The 19,525-nt window shown below is 55.0% G+C and carries 15 protein-coding genes and 1 tRNA gene; 5 read left to right on the top strand and 11 right to left on the bottom strand.

All coding sequences use genetic code 11. The features are described from left to right. Positions 1-151: 151 nt before the first annotated feature. The 4 genes from AC812_RS06465 to AC812_RS06480 form a co-directional block, all read right to left on the bottom strand. Complete coding sequence (locus AC812_RS06465; protein ID WP_061919280.1) at positions 152-526, bottom strand: flagellar export chaperone FliS; 375 nt, start codon at positions 524-526, stop codon at positions 152-154. A gap of 115 nt (positions 527-641) precedes the next feature. Then, on the bottom strand, positions 642-950 hold the full coding sequence (locus AC812_RS06470) for a flagellar protein FlaG (protein ID WP_061919282.1): 309 nt from the start codon (positions 948-950) through the stop codon (positions 642-644). A 70-nt stretch (positions 951-1,020) separates the two neighbouring features. Further along, complete coding sequence (gene fliD / locus AC812_RS06475; RefSeq protein WP_061919284.1) at positions 1,021-2,736, bottom strand: flagellar filament capping protein FliD; 1,716 nt, start codon at positions 2,734-2,736, stop codon at positions 1,021-1,023. 92 nt (positions 2,737-2,828) lie between these two features. Next, the gene (locus AC812_RS06480; RefSeq protein ID WP_061919286.1) at positions 2,829-4,085 is read right to left on the bottom strand and encodes a flagellin N-terminal helical domain-containing protein; all 1,257 of its coding nucleotides are present in this window, start codon (positions 4,083-4,085) and stop codon (positions 2,829-2,831) included. A gap of 272 nt (positions 4,086-4,357) precedes the next feature. Here AC812_RS06480 and AC812_RS06485 point away from each other — a divergent pair, with 272 nt between their 5' ends. Then, the gene (locus AC812_RS06485; protein WP_061919288.1) at positions 4,358-4,756 is read left to right on the top strand and encodes a hypothetical protein; all 399 of its coding nucleotides are present in this window, start codon (positions 4,358-4,360) and stop codon (positions 4,754-4,756) included. 351 nt (positions 4,757-5,107) lie between these two features. Here AC812_RS06485 and AC812_RS06490 read toward each other — a convergent pair. Next, positions 5,108-5,180 (bottom strand) — tRNA-Glu (locus tag AC812_RS06490). 250 nt (positions 5,181-5,430) lie between these two features. Here AC812_RS06490 and AC812_RS06495 point away from each other — a divergent pair. The 4 genes from AC812_RS06495 (at position 5,431) to AC812_RS06510 (ending at position 13,489) form a co-directional block, all read left to right on the top strand. Next, positions 5,431-6,861: an FHA domain-containing protein gene (locus AC812_RS06495; protein ID WP_061919289.1), complete on the top strand. Its 1,431-nt coding sequence runs from the start codon at positions 5,431-5,433 to the stop codon at positions 6,859-6,861. 90 nt (positions 6,862-6,951) lie between these two features. Beyond that, on the top strand, positions 6,952-9,042 hold the full coding sequence (locus AC812_RS06500) for an acetate--CoA ligase family protein (protein ID WP_061919291.1): 2,091 nt from the start codon (positions 6,952-6,954) through the stop codon (positions 9,040-9,042). Between the two features lie 331 nt (positions 9,043-9,373). Then, positions 9,374-13,009, top strand: coding sequence for a two-component regulator propeller domain-containing protein (locus AC812_RS06505; protein ID WP_061919293.1), 3,636 nt, complete (start codon positions 9,374-9,376; stop codon positions 13,007-13,009). Positions 13,010-13,057: 48 nt separating this feature from the next. After that, entirely contained in the window at positions 13,058-13,489 is a 432-nt protein-coding gene (locus AC812_RS06510) for a twin-arginine translocase TatA/TatE family subunit (RefSeq protein ID WP_061919296.1), read from the top strand. Between the two features lie 16 nt (positions 13,490-13,505). Here AC812_RS06510 and tatA read toward each other — a convergent pair whose 3' ends face one another. The 6 genes from tatA to AC812_RS06540 form a co-directional block, all read right to left on the bottom strand. Continuing rightward, positions 13,506-13,685 carry a twin-arginine translocase TatA/TatE family subunit gene (gene tatA / locus AC812_RS06515; protein ID WP_061919298.1) on the bottom strand — a complete coding sequence of 60 codons (180 nt, stop codon included), beginning with the start codon at positions 13,683-13,685 and terminating at the stop codon, positions 13,506-13,508. Between the two features lie 41 nt (positions 13,686-13,726). Continuing rightward, the gene (gene tatC / locus AC812_RS06520; RefSeq protein WP_061919300.1) at positions 13,727-14,497 is read right to left on the bottom strand and encodes a twin-arginine translocase subunit TatC; all 771 of its coding nucleotides are present in this window, start codon (positions 14,495-14,497) and stop codon (positions 13,727-13,729) included. 69 nt (positions 14,498-14,566) lie between these two features. Beyond that, positions 14,567-15,541: an acetylxylan esterase gene (locus tag AC812_RS06525; RefSeq protein ID WP_061919302.1), complete on the bottom strand. Its 975-nt coding sequence runs from the start codon at positions 15,539-15,541 to the stop codon at positions 14,567-14,569. Positions 15,542-15,572: 31 nt separating this feature from the next. Beyond that, the gene (locus AC812_RS06530; protein ID WP_061919304.1) at positions 15,573-16,202 is read right to left on the bottom strand and encodes a cupin domain-containing protein; all 630 of its coding nucleotides are present in this window, start codon (positions 16,200-16,202) and stop codon (positions 15,573-15,575) included. Positions 16,203-16,264: 62 nt separating this feature from the next. Continuing rightward, the gene (locus tag AC812_RS06535) at positions 16,265-18,175 is read right to left on the bottom strand and encodes a formate--tetrahydrofolate ligase (RefSeq protein WP_061919306.1); all 1,911 of its coding nucleotides are present in this window, start codon (positions 18,173-18,175) and stop codon (positions 16,265-16,267) included. A gap of 178 nt (positions 18,176-18,353) precedes the next feature. Continuing rightward, a complete protein-coding gene (locus AC812_RS06540; RefSeq protein WP_201797736.1) occupies positions 18,354-19,445 on the bottom strand; it encodes a fatty acid desaturase in 1,092 nt (363 codons plus the stop codon). Between the last annotated feature and the right edge of the window lie 80 nt (positions 19,446-19,525).

Genomic DNA, 19,525 nt, shown 5'->3' on the forward strand with positions numbered 1-19,525 from the left:
TTTCCGTAAAGTTGAGATGAAGGCTGAATAAAAAAGGCGTTAAAAACGTAAAATACACCACCGGTGAAGGGGGGTGTATTTTACTGTGGGAGAAACGCTATGCAATTGTTTGGAGTGGCACTACCGATAAGCCGATCGCAGGGTGTGGGAGTCAGGCTGCCTGCGTAATCGTCGAGGTATAGGCGGTTGCCGGAACGCTGGGCTGGGGCGGCGGCGCAAAACGTTTTTCGGTCATCTTCCACGCGTCTCGCAATTCTTTCAGCACGTGAATCGCTTCGTCATAATCACCCTTGCGGATGCAGTCCAGACACCACTGGTACAGGCGGAACAGACCAACCGCCACTTCGGGATAATCAAAGTTGAGGGCATCGCGCAGGACGCTGATGGCTTTAGTCGCTTTCTCAAAGTCCTTGACTTCGCAGGACTGAATCGCCAGGTCGTACGCCATGATCACCAGACGGAGCGGGCTGGCGCCCATCACATCTTGCTGCCGGTATTCTTGAGTGCGGTATGCAGTCTGGTACATGATTCGGGTCTCCTCTGAATTCGTTCTTGCCGGGGTGATTTTGGTATTGACTACCCTTAGTTTCGACTGACCGGCGGCAAACTTTAGCCCTGCGCGGTAAATTCTGCGTAAAAACTCACGCCAGCAGTTCAATCAAATCGCCGGCTTTGAGTTTACTCAATTCATCCGGCGGGATGGTGCGGATAATCTGGCGCGAGGCGCGGTCCATAATGTACACCGTCACTTCGTGGGTTTCGCGGTTCACATTAAAGCGCAAAACCACGTCCGAGGTACGCGGTTGGGAAGAAGGGCTGGGGGATGACTCGCCTATTTCGCTGCGGCGTGGAGCAGCTGCCTTTTCGCTGTAAAAATCCACCACCTGCTGAATCCGTGCGGACGAATCGCCAGCCGGTGGGGAAACCGGGGTAACGTTCATTTCGTTCATCTCGTCACCTCATTTCTTGCATCCTTGCATGTCCAAAAATTCGGTTCAACGGTTCCATCCGTCCCGCAGATCAACCGCTGCGGAAGAAATTGCCGTAGATACTGTTCATTTGTTGAGAGGTGTACAGCATCAGCGTCATTTGAGTTTGCATTTCGGCAAACTGTTGAATCAGGGTCTGTTCGCGCTGCGCCAACCGTTCGTTCATCTGGTCAATGGCTTTGCGGGTCAATTCAATCTGGCTTTCAACCGACTCCTGAGATTTCTTGACGTAACCATCCGCGCCGGTAAACTGGTTCAGGCGGCTGTCCAGGGCTCCAAGCGCCGCATCCAGCAGGGCTTTCACGGCGTTACGGTCGCTACGCAGGGCGTTTTCCAGCGCGCTGCGGTCGCTGATGCCGGCTTTCAGGTCGCCGTCCAGTTTCAGCCCAATGTCTTCCAGTCGGCTGAATGATTGACCGGTGGCGTAAGAAGCCTGAAACTGACGCAGCAGGTCGAAACGCAGATTGCGGAACATGCCATCTCCCACCAGCGCGCCGCGTGTGTAGGTGTTGTCGCTGTTCTTGACGGTGGCGGTTTTATCCGCCAGATACTTTTGCAGCGCGTTGAATTGATCCAGAAAAGACTGGACGGCTTTGACATCCGCGCTCAGGTCATCCTCAATAACGAGGGTTGCAGCCTTGCCTTCCGCATCGGCGCTCAACGAGAGGCTGACTCCGTAGATTACATCGCTCAGGTTATCATTACGCCCGCGCTGGACGGTCAGACCGTTGACGGTGAAGACCGCATCACTTGGGGTTTGCAGCACGGTTTTGAACGCCCCGCCCTGCAGCACACCCAGCGACTCCAGTACCGTGCCGCTCTCATCGGCGGCTTGAAGCAAAATGTCCGCCCCGCTGCGTTGATGGGTCAGTACCAGATGATTGTTGACAATCGAAGCGCTAACGCGGTTGCCCTCAGCGTACACCGCCTGATTGATCTTAAGCGCCAGATCGGCGAGGCTGTCGCCGGCGCTGACGGTGATGGCAACCCCCTGCGGGGTGTAGGTGACCGAAGCCGCTCCACTGCTGCGCGAACGCGCCTGCAAAGCCGCCGGGTTGAACTCAATTTGCAGGCCACGGCCGGTATCCACCCAACCGGCTTCCGTGGGAGCGGACTGCCACTCGCTGGTGTAACTACCGTCCGCCCGGCGGATGGACTGCGCCTCGCCGCGACTGTTGACCAGCCGGAACTGCCAGACGCCGTCCTGCTGGCGGGTCTCAACAAAGTAGGTATCGCTACCCAAAGCCGTTTTACCGTCCAGTGTCGCAGCGGTTTGGAAGCCGAGAATGCCTTCCGCCGTCGTTACCCCCGAAACCTGCGCAGATGCCAGCCCACCCAGGCGAAATGTGCCGCTCAACCCCAGCGCCTGGTTGACGTACTCCACCGCATCCGAGCGGACGCGGTGCGCTCTGGCCAGCGAGGTCACGCTGACTTCGTACTGACCAGCCGCCGCAGTGCTGCCGGCGCTGGCAGCCAGCACCGTGCTGCCTGCAACCGAGGGAGTCACCTTGACCGAACGCGCGCCGCCGAGCGTGTAAGACGGCTGGCTGCTGATCAGATTGCGCAGCGCGCTTTGCAGGTTGTTGAGCAGGTTGCCCAGATCGGTGTAAATGCCCTTTTGCACCTGCAATTCATCGCGCCGGGCGGTTAAACGCTTCAACGGCTGGCGTTCGGCTTCCAGCGTCTGCTGAATGATGGTGCGAAAGGTCGGGTCTAAATTGGTTGCGGAAATTGTGTTACTGCTCATGGGCATCTCCCTCATTCAGGGGGTGAGCGGGGGGCGGCTCACTTACGGCTGCCCCCCGCTTGCTGCCATCGGCGGACGGTCAGGTCCGGGGTTTAGCGGAACAGCGAGAGCAGGAACTGCGGAGCAGTGTTGGCCTGCGCCAGCATCGCGGTTGCCGTCTGTTGCAGGATCAGGTACTTGCTGGCATTGACCTGTTCTTCGGCCATGTTGGCGTTCATGATGCGGTTGTAAGCGGCTTCAACGTTGATCTGGGCAGCCGCCACCTGGTCTTCCTTGAAATTCAAGCGGCCGATGAATGCACCGAGGGTTGACATTTGCTGTGCGACATAGTCCAGCTTGCCGTCCAGGTAGGTCATGTAGTCACGGAAATCCTGGGCGGACACCAAAGCGCCACCCGTATCGCCGTTCTTCTGCACATCATACGTGCCGGCTTTGGTGTAGTTCACTGTGGCAGTGTAAGTACCATTTGCCAGGCCGCCGTTCAAATTCACGACCAGACCATTACCAAAGTTGACGGCAACATCACCACCACTCAGATCAACCGTTAATCCATAACCAACGGCACCAGTCCCATTGGCATTTTGAGCAATCAGGTATTGGGTTGAGCCACTAGCGTCAAACAGGCGAACCACCGAGCTGGCTCCATTGGCTTGTACTTGCACCGTATAGGTACCGGATTGGAGTTCACTCAAGTTAGAGTTAATCGTTCCGCTGGTGCTGACACCATTGGTATTGTCAATGATGTCGCTGGCATCGGCAGAAACTGAGGCAGATGAGGTACCCGTCTTGAGTGCCAGTTTCAGACTGTCTCGCCCATTGTTAATGCCGGTTGCTGCAAGGTTGTCCAAACCGCTGACGGATGTGAAATCATTCTGCCCATAACCGGTCTGGAAGGTCAACGCTGTGGAGTAGTAGCTGGCGTCAATGAGTTTGTTGCCATTCCACTCTGTCTGAGCGGCAATGTCATCAATTTGAGCAGCGTAGGCAGCCAGTTGGGTCTTGATGATCTGGCGCTCGGCAGACCCCATCGTGTCGCTGGCAGCCTGAGCGGCTTTGTTGCGCATCTGTACCAGGATGTCATTGATCCGGCTTACGCCTGCTTCTGCCACGGCCAGCAGGTTCTTGGCATCGCCGATGTTGCCAAGGGCAACTTTCAAACCTTCTGAACGGAACTGCAATTTGCTGGCGATGGACAAGCCGGCCGGGTCATCCGCTGCGGAGTTAATCCGTTTACCGGTTGCCAGACGGGTCTGGTAGATCGCCAGTTGCTTGTTGATGCCCTGCAAAGAATTGAGGGCGTTCATTGCGCCGATATTACCGGCAATTCGAGTGATATCTATCTCAGCCATTTCAAACCTCCTTGTTTGTGTGTGGCGGGGATCCTTCCCCTTGTGGATTAAGATTTGGAAAACGATTGTGATTTTTGGGTTACCGCCGGGTTCTTTCTACCGTTCCGGCGCTGGGCGTGGAACCCGGTACCAGCGCACTCCGCCGATTGGTTACCTATCCGTTGCTCCTCATCTGTTCGATATTTCAACACCTCCGTCTTTCAATTTGCTATAATAGTTATCGTCCGATGCGCTTTTTTCTTTAGCCGCTGGCGTTAAAAAGGCGTAAAAAAATGCAATCATCCCCCCGTCCCATCTCCCGCCCGGTCCTGTTGCAAATTATGCTGGTGATCGCTCTGTGCGCAGCCTCGCTCTGGTTGTTGAATTTTTTAGGCGTCTTCCGCCCCCCGCCAACCGAAGCGGTGCTGGTCTTCCGGGTGGAAGCCACCGGCGGTTATGCCAACATCACCCTGCAGGCCGGCAAAGAGGTGATTTCCAAAACCACCACCGTAACGACGCCGTGGGAAAAGCGGGTGGTAGTGGCGCGCGGTGAGGAAGTTTACCTGACTGCCTCCAACCCCAGCCAGACCGGTCAGCTGTCCTGCACCATCACCCTCGACGGGCGGGTTTGGAAGCGCGAACGCACCGAAGCCCCCAAAGATGGCGTCGCCTGTGCCGGCATCGTCCCGTAAGGAGATAGGATTTTCTGAGTGTGGGTTCAGGCTCAAACAATCCTGGGAGGGGACAGTCTCCCCTGTACTCGGCATGGCCTTAACAAGATCAGCTCACCGCGAACGAGCGCGGCGGCGTGGCAATCTCCCGCAAAGCCGGGTTCTCACACACTGGCAACTGGCGCTTCGTTCCGGGACGAATGATGATGATGGCATGGAATTTCTCCTGAACGGACGATAGAAAAACAATAGATTGTGCCCCCAAGGGAATTCGAACAACGTCCCCTTCCGGGGATCACGGTTTGAACAATCTGTGCCCCCAAGGAAATTCGAACAACGTCCCCTTCCGGGGATCACGGTTTGAACAATCTGTGCCCCCAAGGGAATTCGAATCCCTGTTTGAGCCTTGAGAGGGCTCCGTCCTAGGCCGCTAGACGATGGGGGCGGTCAGAACGGCTACATTCTATCACGCCATGAAGCGCCTGTCAATTAAACCAGCGATTTTTTTCCAACCCTTTGATCAAAATGGTCTATACTTATATGTGTTACTTGTCTCTCAATCGGGGGATGGGGTGAATATTGGCGCAGTACGCTACCGGCGTCGCTTTGCTTGAAAAGATCTCAACAACCTCATCTCGCATTCGGGTGTACGCAAAAACGGGGAAAAAACCGACACAACCACTGAGTCCACTCCCATGAACATCGGCAGGAAAAACTCTCATCCCCATCCGACCGGGGAAAATCTGCTCGGCCAGATCACCCTCAACATGCGAGGGATCTGGCAGCGCCAATCCCCCCGCCAGCAAGCCGGATTGTTGATTCTGGTGCTTGCCGCGTTGTTGCTTTCAACCCTGCCGCTTGCCAGCCTGGCGCTTTCCTTAAATCCCTATCTTCCGGTCATCGAGCGGGTTAGCGGACTGCTCGCCTCTCAACCCGGTTTTGAAGACAAACTCGCCGCCCTGGAACAATTCAAAACCACCTTGCTGCCAGCCGACCTGGTTCAGTCCGTCAGTGAGCAGCTCATCCTGCCGGAGGAAAGCACGCCCGGCTTGTCCGACCCCACCCCAGAGCAACTGCAGACCAACACCCCTGACCGGCAGCAGCTTTCAGCAATCGCCCACTCGATTTTAACCCTGCAAAAGTCCTTCGAAATTCCGCTCAACACCCCTCAACTTGCGGTCTGGCTTCGTCAATTAAACAGCGAGGATGCGCTGCTCAGGCTGCAAGCCGTTGAAGGGATTTACCGCAATACCCCAGCCGTCTTGCGTAGATTGTACGACGTTCGGCGTGCCAACCTGACTCTCATCCGTCAGATCAACAGTTTGACGGGCGACAACGGGTTGAATGCTTTTACCCTGAAACAGCCCATCTCTTCACCGGTCAGTTCCTTGCCGGATTCAACCTACATCAGCTTAATCCGCTTAAGTCGCGCCTGCCAGTCGGTCGAAATTCAACTGGCTAACACCACCTACCTGCTCAATCAAATCTTTCAGGAAATTGAGCCGGTTTACCGTCAGGACCTCCTCTGGGGATTTTCCATCTGGCTGAAGGCAGCCGGCTGGATCTGGCAGCAACGAATGACCTTGCTCATCCTCTCCTTGGGGTTACTGGTGTGTTCCGGTTTGCTGTTATTTTGGCAGTCCTTGTCCAAAAATCTGCGGCCAGGCAGTCTGCTCGTTCGATTCGGCTTCCCCAGGGAAACTCCCCGTCCGCACGCCGAGAGCCGGAAAGCCGGCCATTCCTTTGCCGCACAAAGCAACTGGCTGGTGAATGACCTTGCCCGGAGGCATGGGGGAAAACCGCTGCAAATCTCGCGGAGGGGCAGCATCCAGCGTCCGCATCTGCTCATCCCCGTCAGCGGTAAAGCGCCGATTGAAAAGCCGCTGCCGGCCGATGGAATCGTGCGCATCGGGAACGACCCCGCTTTCCCGGTCAAGATTCCACTTTCCGGTGCGGAATATATCGAACTGTGGATCCGCAAGGCCAGGAAAGGGTATTATCTGGAAGTTATGTTCAGCGACATCCCGGTGTTGATCAATCAAGAACCGGTCAAATCTGCCCGCACGCTGAATGATGGAGATACCATCCAGATTCATGATAGCCTGCTCGTATTTCGAGAGCGCTGATCGAGAGTGGTTATTTTTATCACTAACAAAATAATCCCGAATTGGCTACAATAAATTAGCCATCCCCAGTCAGAAAATCAGGAGGAATTCATGCAGCACGGCTTAAAATCCTTCTTCGCGCCGCGCGGCGTTGCCATTATTGGCGCATCGGCCACACCCAATAAATTAAGCTACGGCATCCTTCGTAACATGACCCTGTATGGCTATCAGGGACAGATTGCCCCGGTCAACCCCAAAGCCGATCAAATTCTCGGTTTGAAGTGTTACCCGGATATTACCTCCGTTCCCGACCCGCTGGATCTGGCTGTGATCGTCTTGCCGGCCCCGGCTATTCCCGCCACCCTGGAAGCCTGCGGCCAGCGCGGCATTCGGGCCGTGATCATCATTTCCGGCGGCTTCAAGGAGGTGGGCGAGCAAGGGGCAGCCCTGGAAAGACAGATTTTGGAAATTGCCTCCCGCTATCAAATGCGGTTGATCGGCCCGAACTGTGTCGGTACGCTCGATTTGTATTCCGGGTTGAACACCACCTTCATTCAAGGCGTGCCCGAACGGGGTGGCATCGGTTTTATCTCCCAATCGGGGGCTGTTGGCGGTGGAGTGGTAGATTACATCCGGGACAAGTTCATCGGTTTTGCCAATTTTGCCAGTCTCGGAAACGAAGCCGACATCACCGAAACGGACGTCATCGAATACCTGAGTGAAGAAGAGCATACCCGCGTCATCGCCGTATATGTGGAGATGATTCGCGATGGTCAGCGGTTTATGCAGGCAGCCCGGCGGGTCACCCCGCAAAAACCGATTGTTCTGCTGAAAGCCGGACGCACCGGCGCAGGTGCGCGGGCGGTTTCCTCACACACCGGTTCACTGGCGGGTTCCCATGCCGCCTATCGGGCCGCCTTTCAGCAATCTGGCGTCATCGAAGCCCAAACGGTCAGCGACCTGTTCGATATTTCCATGGCACTTGCCCATCAGCCTCTGCCCCAAGGTAATCGGGTTGCGATCATTACCAACGCCGGAGGGCCAGCAGCCCTGCTCTCCGACAGCCTGGCAGAAAACGGTTTGCAAATTGCCGATCTGGAAGAACACACCCGCTCGGCGCTGCGCGGGCGGCTTAACCCGGCCGCTCAGGTTGCCAACCCAATTGACATGCTTGGCGGGGCTGAGCCGCCGGAGTACGAATTCGCCCTGCAGCAAGCCCTCGCCGACCCCAATGTGGATGCGGCGGTGGTCATCCTCGTACCGCAGGCTCTGGTTAACCCACTGGAAGTAGCCGAAAAGATTATTCATGTCAGCGGTTCCCGCCAAAAACCGGTGCTGACCTGTTTCATGGGTGAATGGAGTGTACAACAAGCCCGCCAGCGATTGCACAGCAGTGGCATTCCAATGTACGTCTTCCCGGAAATTCCCGGGCGAGTCTTGGGCGCCATGCTCCAATATGCACGCTGGCGGCAGCAGTCGGAATTTGAAGCCGCCCAATTCAATGAATTTGACCGCGCCGCAGCCGCCCAAATTTTAGGCCAGGCTGGCGGGCAGGAGGCCCTCGGTGAGGCTCAAACCCGCCCGCTGTTCGAGGCTTACGGCATCCCGCTGGTTGCCGGTCAAGCCGCCCACAGCCCTGAAGAAGCCGCTGAGGCTGCTCGCCGGCTCGGATTTCCGGTCGCCCTCAAAATCATTTCCCCGGATATCCTGCACAAATCGGATTTTGGCGGAATCCGCCTGAATCTGAACGATCCGCAGGAGGTCAGAACAGCCTATCAGGAAATGATGGAAAGCATCGCCAACCGCCTGCCCCAGGCACGCCTTGAAGGGGTGCTGGTCGAGCGGATGGCGGACAAAGGGCAGGAAGTCATCATCGGCATGCGCCGCGACCCCAATTTTGGGCCGCTGATCATGTTCGGGCTGGGGGGTGTTTATGTGGAATTGTTTGGGGATGTATCCTTCCGGGTTGCCCCCCTCACCCGCCGCGAGGCGCTGGACATGATTCACCAGACTCATGCCGGAAAACTGCTCAGCGGCTTTCGTGGAGAAGAACCCTATGATTTGCAGGCCGTGGTGGATGTCATCCTGCGCCTCAGTCAGCTGGCATTGGACTTTCCCCAAATTGCTGAAATGGAAATCAATCCGTTGCGGGTCTTCCGGCAGGGCGCGCTTGCGCTGGATGGGCGGATCATTCTTTCCTGATTATCCGCTTCGGCTACAGGTGTTTAAAGCGCTGAGCCGTCCATCTAAGGACGGCTCAGCATTCCAAACCCAACCCGCGGCTTCCCATTTTTCACCGCTTCACCCAGGAGGAGCAATTGGCAATTGAACCAACTACACCTCTATTTTACGAAGAGGGTGGCGATCAGGGAAGAGACCCTCGACGCTTGTACAAGGTTTTCCGGGTAAATCAGACCATACATTAAAAAAAACCTCCACACAGGCAAATAAACCTCCCCGAATGACGGGCGTAAAAATCTTCACAAACCGGTATAATCTCTGAGCAAGTTTCTGAAATTGAAAGCGTGAAAGATTGAACTTCCGAAATTTTCTACGCGGTTTGATTTTCCTGCTGGTGTCCATTGTCTCATTGGGGACGCCAGCATACCCCGCTCAAGCGTACACCGGTCAGATCCGCTTCGATCATCTGACGGTTGAAGACGGTCTTTCGCAAAGTTCTGTTTGGGCAATTGTTCAGGACCGGCAGGGTTTCCTCTGGTTTGGCACCGAGGAAGGGCTGAACCGCTACGACGGTCTTGGTTTTGAAATCTTCAAACACGACCCTCAAAACCCGAACAGCCTGCAATCGAACGTTATTTCCAGCCTGTACCTTGACCGCAGCGGCGACCTGTGGATTGGCACCACCAGCGGTCTGGATCGCTATCGCATCAGCCAGAATGAATTCGATCACTACCCGCTGGTTGAAATCGGCCAGGCTGGCTTATGGGGCAGCACGATTGAAGCCGTGTTACAAGATGAACACGGCATTCTTTGGGTGGCAACCCAGGCCGGCGGGTTGAACCGCCTCAACCCCGCAAACGGAGAAATTCTCCACTTCATGCCGGTTGAAAACGACCCCAAAAGCCTGCCCAGTCGGGATGTTTACGACCTTGCTCCTGATGGATTGGGCGGTTTGTGGCTGGCAACCGATGGGGGTTTGAGCCATTACGACCCGACCAGCGGCTATTTCACGCATTATCGTTACAACCGCTTCAACCCCTACTCGCTCAGCGATAATCGCTGCCGTTCGCTTTTCGTTGACCATGAGGGAACTTTATGGATTGGCACGGAGCGCGGCGGCTTGAATCGGATGATTTCGGCAACCGGACGATTCGAGCGCTACCAGAACGACCCCGATGATCCGGCTTCTTTGATTTCCAATCAGGTGTTCGATATTCTTCAGGACGAGCGGGGAGTTATTTGGGTTGCCACCCGCGAGGGAATCAGCCTGCTGCAACCGGGCAGCACCCAATTCAGCCACCTTCGCAAAGACCGTAACGACTCTGCCAGTTTAAACAACAACGTGGTCACTGCCCTTTATGAAGACCGCGGCGCGGTGATGTGGGTGGGGACATTTGGCGGGGGTGTCAATCGGTTTGCACCTTTCGCCAATAAGTTTCAGCGCTACACCCAGCGCCCCGGCGACCTCTCCAGTCTGAGCGACAGCACAGTTTTCGCCATCAGCCAGACGCCGGATGGGACAATCTGGATTGGCACGCTTTCCGGTGGTCTGAACCGCTTGGAACGAGAAAGCGGGCGGATGCGTTACTACTATCACCTGCCAAACAACCCGGAAAGCATTGCCAGCAACGATATTCGCGCATTGTTCACCGATCACACAGGCACACTCTGGATTGGCACAGCCAACGCCGGCGTTGACCGGTTCGACCCCGTAACCAACTCCTTCATCCACTATATGCTGGATCCACAAAACCGCAATCAAACGGCTCAGTATTCCATTACCACCTTCTTCGAAGACTCCCAGATGCGGCTTTGGGTGGGCACCCGAGGTTATGGATTCCACCGCTTTGAACCCGAAAGCCAGACCTTCGTGCGTTACACACTTCCATCTGCGAACAATTCCGCTCAATTGATACGGTCAATCCGCGAAGATGAAAACGGCTACCTGTGGATTGCCACATATGACGGCGTTTTTGTCTTTGATCCGCGCACGGAACAATTCGTCCGCCAATACCACGCCGGGGATCGCCAGAACGGTTCACTTTCGTCGAATACCGTCCTCAGCATGTATCTTCAAGATGAAGAGACGGCCTGGTTCGGCACATGGAGCGGCGGTTTGAACCGGCTTGACCGTCAAACCGGCGTCTTCACCGTCTTCACCGAGAAGGACGGCCTCGCCAATGACACCGTCTATGCCATCCTGCCCGATTCGAGCGGTAATTTGTGGCTAAGCACCAACCGCGGACTTTCGCGTTTCGATCCGGTGACCCGCAACTTTCGGAATTATGATGTCAGTGATGGACTGACCGGCAACGAATTCAACGCCGGGGCAGCCTTTATATCCCCTCAGGGAGAATTCTTTTTCGGCGGCGTCAACGGAATGATCAGTTTTTACCCCGATCAAGTTAAGGATAATCCCTTCCCGCCGCCGGTCATAATCCGTTCCTTCTCTCTCTACAATCAGGTTGAGCGGACAAACCTGCCGGATGGCGAAACCATCTCATTGAGTTATCGGGACACCTTCATCAGTTTTGAATTTGCCGCCCTTGACTTTACCGCCCCGCACAAAAATCGGTTTGCCTACAAACTGGAAGGTTTCGACAGTGACTGGAATGATTTGGGCAATCGCAATTTTGTGACCTTCACCAATCTGCGCGGCGGCGATTATGTCCTGCGGGTCAAAGCCGCCAACAATGACGGAGTCTGGAATGAAGCGGGCATTGCCGTAAATCTTCAGGTAACTCCCCCGTTTTACACACGCGGCTGGTTCATCCTGCTCAGCGGGCTGGGCGTGCTGGGACTGGTTTATGCCGGTTACCGCTTACGCCTGCAGCGGGTCGAAAGCCAGAAACGCGCCCTGGAACAGATCATCCTGGAACGCACCCACGAAATTGAGCGCCGCCGAGAAGTTGCCGAGGGCCTGCGCGAAATCATCGCCATCCTGAATACCAACCAGTCCCTCCAGGAAAGCCTGGATTACATCATCCATCAGGCTCTCCAATTGGTAAATGCCCGCCATGCGCTGATTTTTTACCACCCTCCCGGTGAGCCGCCTCAGGAAATGGCCGGAGAACTGCCCCCGAACCTGCAAGCCTACGCGGCTTTGGTGGAAGAAACCCTCAAAGGACAGATCACCTTAATCAAGGACATGCGCGAGTACCGCCAGCAGCATCCCCGAAAAGCCTTGTTCCCCGGCGAAAATGGGGCTTTGCTGGCCATTCCTCTTGCAAGCGGTGATCATGTGGATGGCGGGTTGATCCTTTCCTTTTCTCAACCGGGGGCTCTCTCCGAAGAAGATTATAAAACCGCCCTGACGCTTGCCGATCAGGCTGCCCTGGCCATCGGCAATGCCAATTTACGCCGGCAGGCAGAGGAACTGGCCAAAATCAGCGAGCGCAGCCGAATCGCCCGCGACCTGCATGACGCCGTGACCCAGACCCTGTTTGCCAGCACGCTGATTGCCGATGTGCTGCCCCGCCTCTGGCAGCGTAATCCCCAGGAAGGCCTGCGCAGGTTGGAAGAACTACGCCTGCTCAGTCGTGGCGCCCTGGCGGAGATGCGTTCCCTGCTGGTGGAATTACGCCCCGGCTCACTGTTGGAGGCCGACTTGTCGGAGTTGATTCAGCAATTGTGTGATGCATTCACCAGCCGTACCCGGCTTCAAATCACCTGCAGCATTCAACCGGTGGCAAAGCAGCCCGCCGATGTGCAAATTGCCTTTTACCGCATCGCTCAGGAAGCCCTGAACAACATCGCCCGCCACGCTCACGCCCAACGGGTAGGAGTAGATCTTATCCATGATGGAGACAGCCTGAGGTTGACCATACGCGATGACGGCCACGGCTTTGACCAGCACAACGTACCACCGGCTCATTTTGGGCTGGAAATTATGCGGGAGAGAGCCCTGTCCATCAAAGCCGACCTGCAAGTCCAAAGCGCACCTGGGAAGGGCACCTGCATCCGCCTGACCTATCGGTACGCCAAATAGGGTTATAATTCAGGTCAACCCACAACCACCGACCCAAAAGTCTCACCAATGGAAATTTTTAACGTTGGATTTGGCGAATTACTGTTTATCTTCCTGCTGGCCTTGATTTTGCTGGGGCCGGAAGGGATGAAAAAAGCCGGCCTGACCATCGGCAAAGGTGTGCGCGCCATCATTCGTTCGCCATTTTGGAAAATTTTTATGGATACCACCCGCGAAATCCGCGAAATGCCAACCATCCTGGTTCGAGAAGCGGGGCTGGAAGAATTTAACGAAAAAACCCGCAAATCCTTGCGGGAGTTTTCAGAGGAATTGCCTCAAGAGAGCCAACTCACCGAGGCAGATTTTCAACAATTAGACCCGCGCCTGCGGCCGATCCCATGGGACGCCAAACCGTCCTCCTCCAACCCTCCTTCACCGGCTGATGCGTCTGAGCAGCCGGCCGAAAGATCCACACCCCCCTCTGACGAAAGTCAGGGCTGAGAGGGAAAATCCCCTCTCACTCCGTATCGCTTTTATCCCTGTCTGGCTGTTCTTCTTCGCCTTTCAAACCTTCCCGAAAGGCGCGGATACCACTGCCTAACTCTTTGGCAATTTTAGAAATTCGTCCCACTCCAAACAGCAGCAGCACAATCACCAGAACGACAAGTAATTCCCAACCGCTGAAATTCCGAATCATCTCTCACGCTCCTTCTTCCTGAATTCTAACACAAAAAACGATCATTTCTCCGCCCCGGCAGGCCTTGCAATTTTAGCCATAAGAATACTCAATCCGTATAGCACCAACAGCGGGATCATCAACAGTCCCATGTTGACCGGGTCGGGAGTCGGAGTAACGAAAGCCGCCAGCACAGCAATGACCACCACTGCAATCCGCCATTGCTTAGCCAGTACCTCCGCCGTCACCAATCGGAAACGCGCCATTAGATATACTGCCAGCGGCGTTTCAAAGCTGACCCCAATCCAGAACAACAAACCGGTAACAAAGCTGAAATAATTGGATAAACGCGGTGTGGTGGTAATACCGATAAAACTGATCAAAAAGGGCAAAGCCGCCGGTAGCATCACAAAATAGGCAAACAACACACCGCTGACGAATAAAAGGGTGGCAAACGGAATGGCTATCAGCAAACCACGCCATTCGTGATCTTCCAGTGCCGGACGAATGTAAGCCAACGCTTCATACAAAATGTAAGGAAAGGCCAGGATAAAACCGCCCAACAGCGAAACCCGCATAAAAACCGAAACATTTTCGGTGACTTCAATCGAAATCAGCCGGTCAATTCCCCCAATCGGGTAGGCGAGAATGGCGATCAGTCGCTCGCCAAAGGCAAAACAGATCAATACCGCAACAATCATCGCCAGCAGCCCGCGCAGCAAACGCTGACGTAATTCATTGAGATGTTCCGGGATGGTCAAATCCGCCCGGTTGACCTTCTTCTTAGGAGGAAGGGGCGGTTTTACGCCTCTTTTTTTACCGAATTTCAACATGCCATTTCTCTGAATCCGTGCAAGGGAGTGAACAGGCTTGTTCGGGGCGGTCGAGATTCAATCTGGCGGTTAATGATCAGCCAGCGCCGCATCCAGAAAACGGATTTTTTCAATATCGTGATGAGCGCCACCACCCTCATGATGATTATAGGTATAAATGCGCATCTCTTTGGGAGCCGTAATGCGGTTATAAGCCGCAAAAATTGTCGAGGGAGGACAAATCTCATCCATCAGCGCCACCGAAAACAAACAACGGGCTCGGATACGGGTTGCAAAAAAGACATTATCGAAATATGCCAGGGTTTTGAAAACCTGTTCGGTACGCTGACGATGCACCTGACAGAACTGAGCAATTTCCTGATACGGCCCGGAGGGGGTAATTTCTATCGCCCGCTGATAGTGGCACAGGTACGGCACATCCGGCATGCACACCCTCACCTCGGGCATCAAGCCGGCCACCGCCAGGCTGATACCACCCCCCTGACTACCTCCCGTCACTGCCACCCGTTTGGCATCCACCAGCGGAAAACTGCGTCCAGCCTGTACCGCGCGGACGGCATCCACAAACACCCGCCGGTAATAATAGGTCTCGGGAGAAAGCACACCCAAAGTCATAAACCCCGGCGAATGCGGGCTGCTACCTTCGGCTACATCCGGTGTATCTCCCTGCCGCCAGACACTGCCCTGTCCGCGCGTATCCATGACCAGATGAGCATACCCCGCACTGGACCAGAGCAGCCATTCGGTAGGAAAACCGCGCCCGCCGCCGTAGCCCACATATTCGACCACCAGCGGCAATGGTTGGGCGGCGTTAGCCGGCAGCATCAGCCATCCCTTGATCGGTTGTCCGCCGTAACCGTTGAAAGTCACATCATAAGTTTTGACCGTGCGCAAGCCAAAATCAACCGCTTCAAAGCGGGCATCCAGCGCATACCGCTCAGCCTGTTCCAGAGTGGCCGCCCAAAACGCATCAAAATCCGGTGGCTCGCTCACAGCCGGCTGATAGCGGCGCAATTCGTCCAAAGGCAGATCAAAAAAAGCCATGTTTCACCATGTAAATGGTCAAAAACACGCCTTATTCGGCTTCGGATTGGATGTTTTCAAGGATGTGCTTGAATTCGGCGGCCTTGTCACCCTCGGCATGACACGAGATCACAACAATCGCCGTACAAACCACCGGCCCAGGATTGCGCCAGCGGTGAGGCAGGTGAGCCGCAAAAATCAGGCTGTCGCCTGCCTCCAGCTGATAGCGATCATTATCCACTTCGTACTCCAGATGCCCGCGCAGGCAGAATACAAACTCGGAACCGGTGTGGACGATGGGATGCGGGCCGCTGTTGGCGCCGTTTTCCAATGTGATCGTAAAGGCGTTCAATCGCCCGCTGAAGGATTCACTGCCCATACCCTCCCACACCCCCCGTAAGAAGGGAATGCGGGTTCGCTCGTGGGCCTTGCTGAACACCACTTTTTTACGCTCGGCACCCTCGCGGAAAAAATCGGTGATCGGCACACCCAGTGCCGTAGCAATTTTGAACAGAGTACTCACCGATGGGGATGTCAAGCCACGCTCAATCATGCTCAACGCATTGGCCGAAAGGCCACTGTTACGCGCCAGCGTGCGCATGGAAATACCGCGTTCTTCCCGCAACGCCTTCAATCGCTGCCCCACATCCACCGAAATGGCTTCCTTACCGAATAAATCCACTCGGGCACCTCCTGACAAAAGGTCAGCAACCTGCCACGCAGGTCACATGGCCTATTTTACCGTTAAAACAAGCCGATGACCCGGCCGGTTTCCAGATCCAGATCCACATCATAAAAAGCAGGGCGGGTCGGAAGACCGGGCATGGTGCTCATCGTTCCCAATAAGGGGTAAAGGAAACCAGCCCCCACCGAAGCCCGTATATCCCGCACCGGAATGCGGAAACCCTTGGGTACACCTTTCAGTTCCGCATTGTGGCTCAGGCTGAGGTGGGTTTTTGCCATGCAAATGGGCAGGCGGTCGAAACCCAGGCGGGTGTACTCGGCAATTCGCTGTTCGGCCAACGGCTCGTAATCCACACCGTCCGCTCCGTAAACTTCGCGGGCGATGATTTCAATTTTTTCCTTTATCGGTATATCCAACGGGTAAAGGAAACGGAACTGGGAAGGCTTTTCGGCAGCTTTGACAACTGCCCTGGCCAGTTCGACGGCGCCCTCACCGCCCAAAGCCCAGTGATTGCAAATCACCGCATCCTCCGCACCGCCTTCCTCCACCGCCACCTTGCGAATCAGGTCCAATTCTGCCTGGGTATCGGTGGCAAAAGCGTTGATGGCGACCACAACCGGCACACCAAATTTGCGCGCAATCCCAATGTGCGCCAGTAAATTACCCAAACCTGCCCGCAGCAATTCCAGGTTTTCATTGGTGTAGGCGTGGTCGAGCGGTTTACCCGCCACCACCTTTGGCCCGCCGCCGTGCATTTTGAGAGCGCGGACGGTTGCCACCATCACCACCACGTTGGGAATCAGGCCGGAGTAACGGCACTTTATATTGAAGAATTTTTCCATGCCCATATCCGAGCCAAAACCGGATTCGGTCACCACATAATCGGCCAGTTTTAAGCCGATCATATCGGCAATGATAGAACTGTTACCGTGGGCGATATTGGCAAACGGCCCGGCATGGACGAACACCGGAGTACCTTCCAGTGTCTGCATCAAAGTCGGCTTGATAGCATCTTTCATCAGGACGGTCATCGCCCCGGCCACCCCCAGGTCATCGGCGTTGATCGCCTCACCCTTGCGGTTGGTACCGATAACCATTTCCCCAAAGCGACGGCGCATGTCAGCCAGGGAGGTTGTCAGCGCCAGGACGGCCATAATCTCACTGGCAACGGTAATATCGAATCCGGTTTTGCGTTCCATGCCTTTCTCATTCGGCCCCTGCCCAATCGTAATTCCGCGCAAAAAGCGATCGCTGGTATCAATCACCCGCCGCCAGGTGATCGAATCGGGGTCAATGTCCAGCCGGACGAAACGGCTGCGTTCTTCCGGCGTCATTTCATCCGGATCGGTTTTATCTATTCCCAATTTTTTCAGGCGGTTGAGCATGTTCACTGCAAAATGACGCTTGCCCTGTTTATCCTTGGGGAAAAGGCGCTCGAACAACTGCTCATCGGTGGCTTCGGATTCGTGCAGCATCCGTACATCAATCGCCGCCGCAAGCAGGTTGTTCGCCGCCGTGATGGCGTGAATATCGCCGGTAAGGTGCAGATTAAAATCCTCCATCGGCACCACCTGACTGTAACCGCCGCCGGCCGCTCCGCCTTTGATGCCGAAGGTCGGCCCCTGACTGGGCTGGCGGATGCAGGTCATCACCGACTTGCCAAGGTGCGCCCCCAGCGCCTGACTCAGACCGATGGTGGTGGTCGTTTTTCCCTCTCCTAGGGGCGTTGGGGTGATGGCCGTCACATCAATGTACTTGCCGTTCGGTACATCCCGCAGCCGCTCTAAAACTTCCAGTTTGACCTTGGCTTTGTAAGGGCCGTACAGCTCAATCTCATCGGGCTGCAGGCCCAGTTCTTCGGCCAGTTCAGTAATCGGTTTCAGAAAGGCCTGCTGGGCAATTTCAATATCCGCCGGTACAGGGGTCTGGCGTTCAAGTCGAGTGGGTTTGACAGCCTGCTTGACAGCCATTCTTTTCCTCCTCAGGTGATCCAAGAAAATGGGGACAATCCCCTTTATTATGGACGAATTAAAGGGGAAACGCAAGCATTTTGGGCTGCTTTTCGGCTGAATTGTCAGACAAAAGCAGGGTTCAGAGAACCCTGCCGGATGGTAAGATTTTGCCTGATTTTCAGAAGGACGGAGAAATCTACTGACTTTCCAGTTCGGCTTTCTCCAACGGCTTTTCGATTAACCCTTCGGTCAGGTTGCGTTCAACTTTCACGCGCGGAAAGCCAACCAGTTTCTTGCGCGGCTCATCCCACACCTTCAATCTTACGGTTTTGATACTATCCGGAATGGTAATGACCCTCGCCCACTGCTGCATGATCGGTGAATTGCGCTGACATTCTGCCAGATAGTAATTGGGGATGCGCGGGCTTAAGTGATGGATGTGGTGATAACCGATGCTGCCGGTGAACCATTCCAAAATTTTTGGCAGTTTGAAATACGAAGCCCCCAGCAGACCGGCTGCCACATAATTCCAGTTTTCCTGACGCTCCCAGTAAGTATCCTCAAACTGGTGCTGGACGTAGAACAGGAAAATTCCCATCGAACCGGCAAAGAAGATCAACGGCAGTTGAATCATCAAATAAGCCTGCCAGCCGATGATCAGGCTGATGCCGACCGCAATCCCCAGCATAGCGAGATTGGTCAACCATACGCTGCGGGTCTGGCGCTTGCCGTAATTGGGCAAAGGCAGGCGGTGCATGATCACAAACATGAAAATCGGGCCTAGGATGAACATCACCAGTGGATTGCGAAAGAAGCGGTAACCCAATCGCTGCAACCAGTGCCGGTCGTAAAATTCTTCTAACGTGAGCGTGGTTACATCCCCCACCCCGCGTTTATCGAGATTGCCGCTGGTAGCATGATGGATCGAATGGGAATGCCACCATTGTTCACCGGGGGTAAACACCAGCACCCCCAGCCAGAATCCTACCAATCGGTTCAGTCGGGTGGACGGGAAAAAGGAATTGTGTCCACAATCATGAAAGAAAATAAACACCCGCACCAGAAACAAAGCCGCAATGAACGCCAGCGCCAGGGTCAGCAGGTAAGAAATTTGCAGCGAGTAGACCATCAAAACCCACAAACCCACATACGGCACCAGCGTATTCACCAGCTGCCAGATACTGCGGCGGGTGTCCGCTTTCTGGTAGGGGGCAATTTCGCGGTTGATTTCACTCATGCTCGGCAAGGGTTTTCCATTAATAACCAATGGGGCTGTTGCTTTTGCCATTTTTTGATTCTCCTGGTGATGAAGTTTTCTCCGTGCGTTCATTCTAACCCGCCGTAATCAACGATAAAATAGATAAATAG

Origin of the sequence: Bellilinea caldifistulae (assembly GCF_001306055.1) — a bacterium.
Lineage (GTDB): Bacteria > Chloroflexota > Anaerolineae > Anaerolineales > Anaerolineaceae > Bellilinea > Bellilinea caldifistulae.

Bases quoted from the DNA above. Each gene is read 5' to 3' on its own strand.
- AC812_RS06465 (WP_061919280.1), bottom strand. From the start codon at position 526: ATGTACCAGACTGCATACCGCACTCAAGAATACCGGCAGCAAGATGTG.
- AC812_RS06470 (WP_061919282.1), bottom strand. From the start codon at position 950: ATGAACGAAATGAACGTTACCCCGGTTTCCCCACCGGCTGGCGATTCG.
- fliD (WP_061919284.1), bottom strand. From the start codon at position 2,736: ATGAGCAGTAACACAATTTCCGCAACCAATTTAGACCCGACCTTTCGC.
- AC812_RS06480 (WP_061919286.1), bottom strand. From the start codon at position 4,085: ATGGCTGAGATAGATATCACTCGAATTGCCGGTAATATCGGCGCAATG.
- AC812_RS06485 (WP_061919288.1), top strand. From the start codon at position 4,358: ATGCAATCATCCCCCCGTCCCATCTCCCGCCCGGTCCTGTTGCAAATT.
- AC812_RS06495 (WP_061919289.1), top strand. From the start codon at position 5,431: ATGAACATCGGCAGGAAAAACTCTCATCCCCATCCGACCGGGGAAAAT.
- AC812_RS06500 (WP_061919291.1), top strand. From the start codon at position 6,952: ATGCAGCACGGCTTAAAATCCTTCTTCGCGCCGCGCGGCGTTGCCATT.
- AC812_RS06510 (WP_061919296.1), top strand. From the start codon at position 13,058: ATGGAAATTTTTAACGTTGGATTTGGCGAATTACTGTTTATCTTCCTG.
- tatA (WP_061919298.1), bottom strand. From the start codon at position 13,685: ATGATTCGGAATTTCAGCGGTTGGGAATTACTTGTCGTTCTGGTGATT.
- tatC (WP_061919300.1), bottom strand. From the start codon at position 14,497: ATGTTGAAATTCGGTAAAAAAAGAGGCGTAAAACCGCCCCTTCCTCCT.
- AC812_RS06525 (WP_061919302.1), bottom strand. From the start codon at position 15,541: ATGGCTTTTTTTGATCTGCCTTTGGACGAATTGCGCCGCTATCAGCCG.
- AC812_RS06535 (WP_061919306.1), bottom strand. From the start codon at position 18,175: ATGGCTGTCAAGCAGGCTGTCAAACCCACTCGACTTGAACGCCAGACC.
- AC812_RS06540 (WP_201797736.1), bottom strand. From the start codon at position 19,445: ATGGCAAAAGCAACAGCCCCATTGGTTATTAATGGAAAACCCTTGCCG.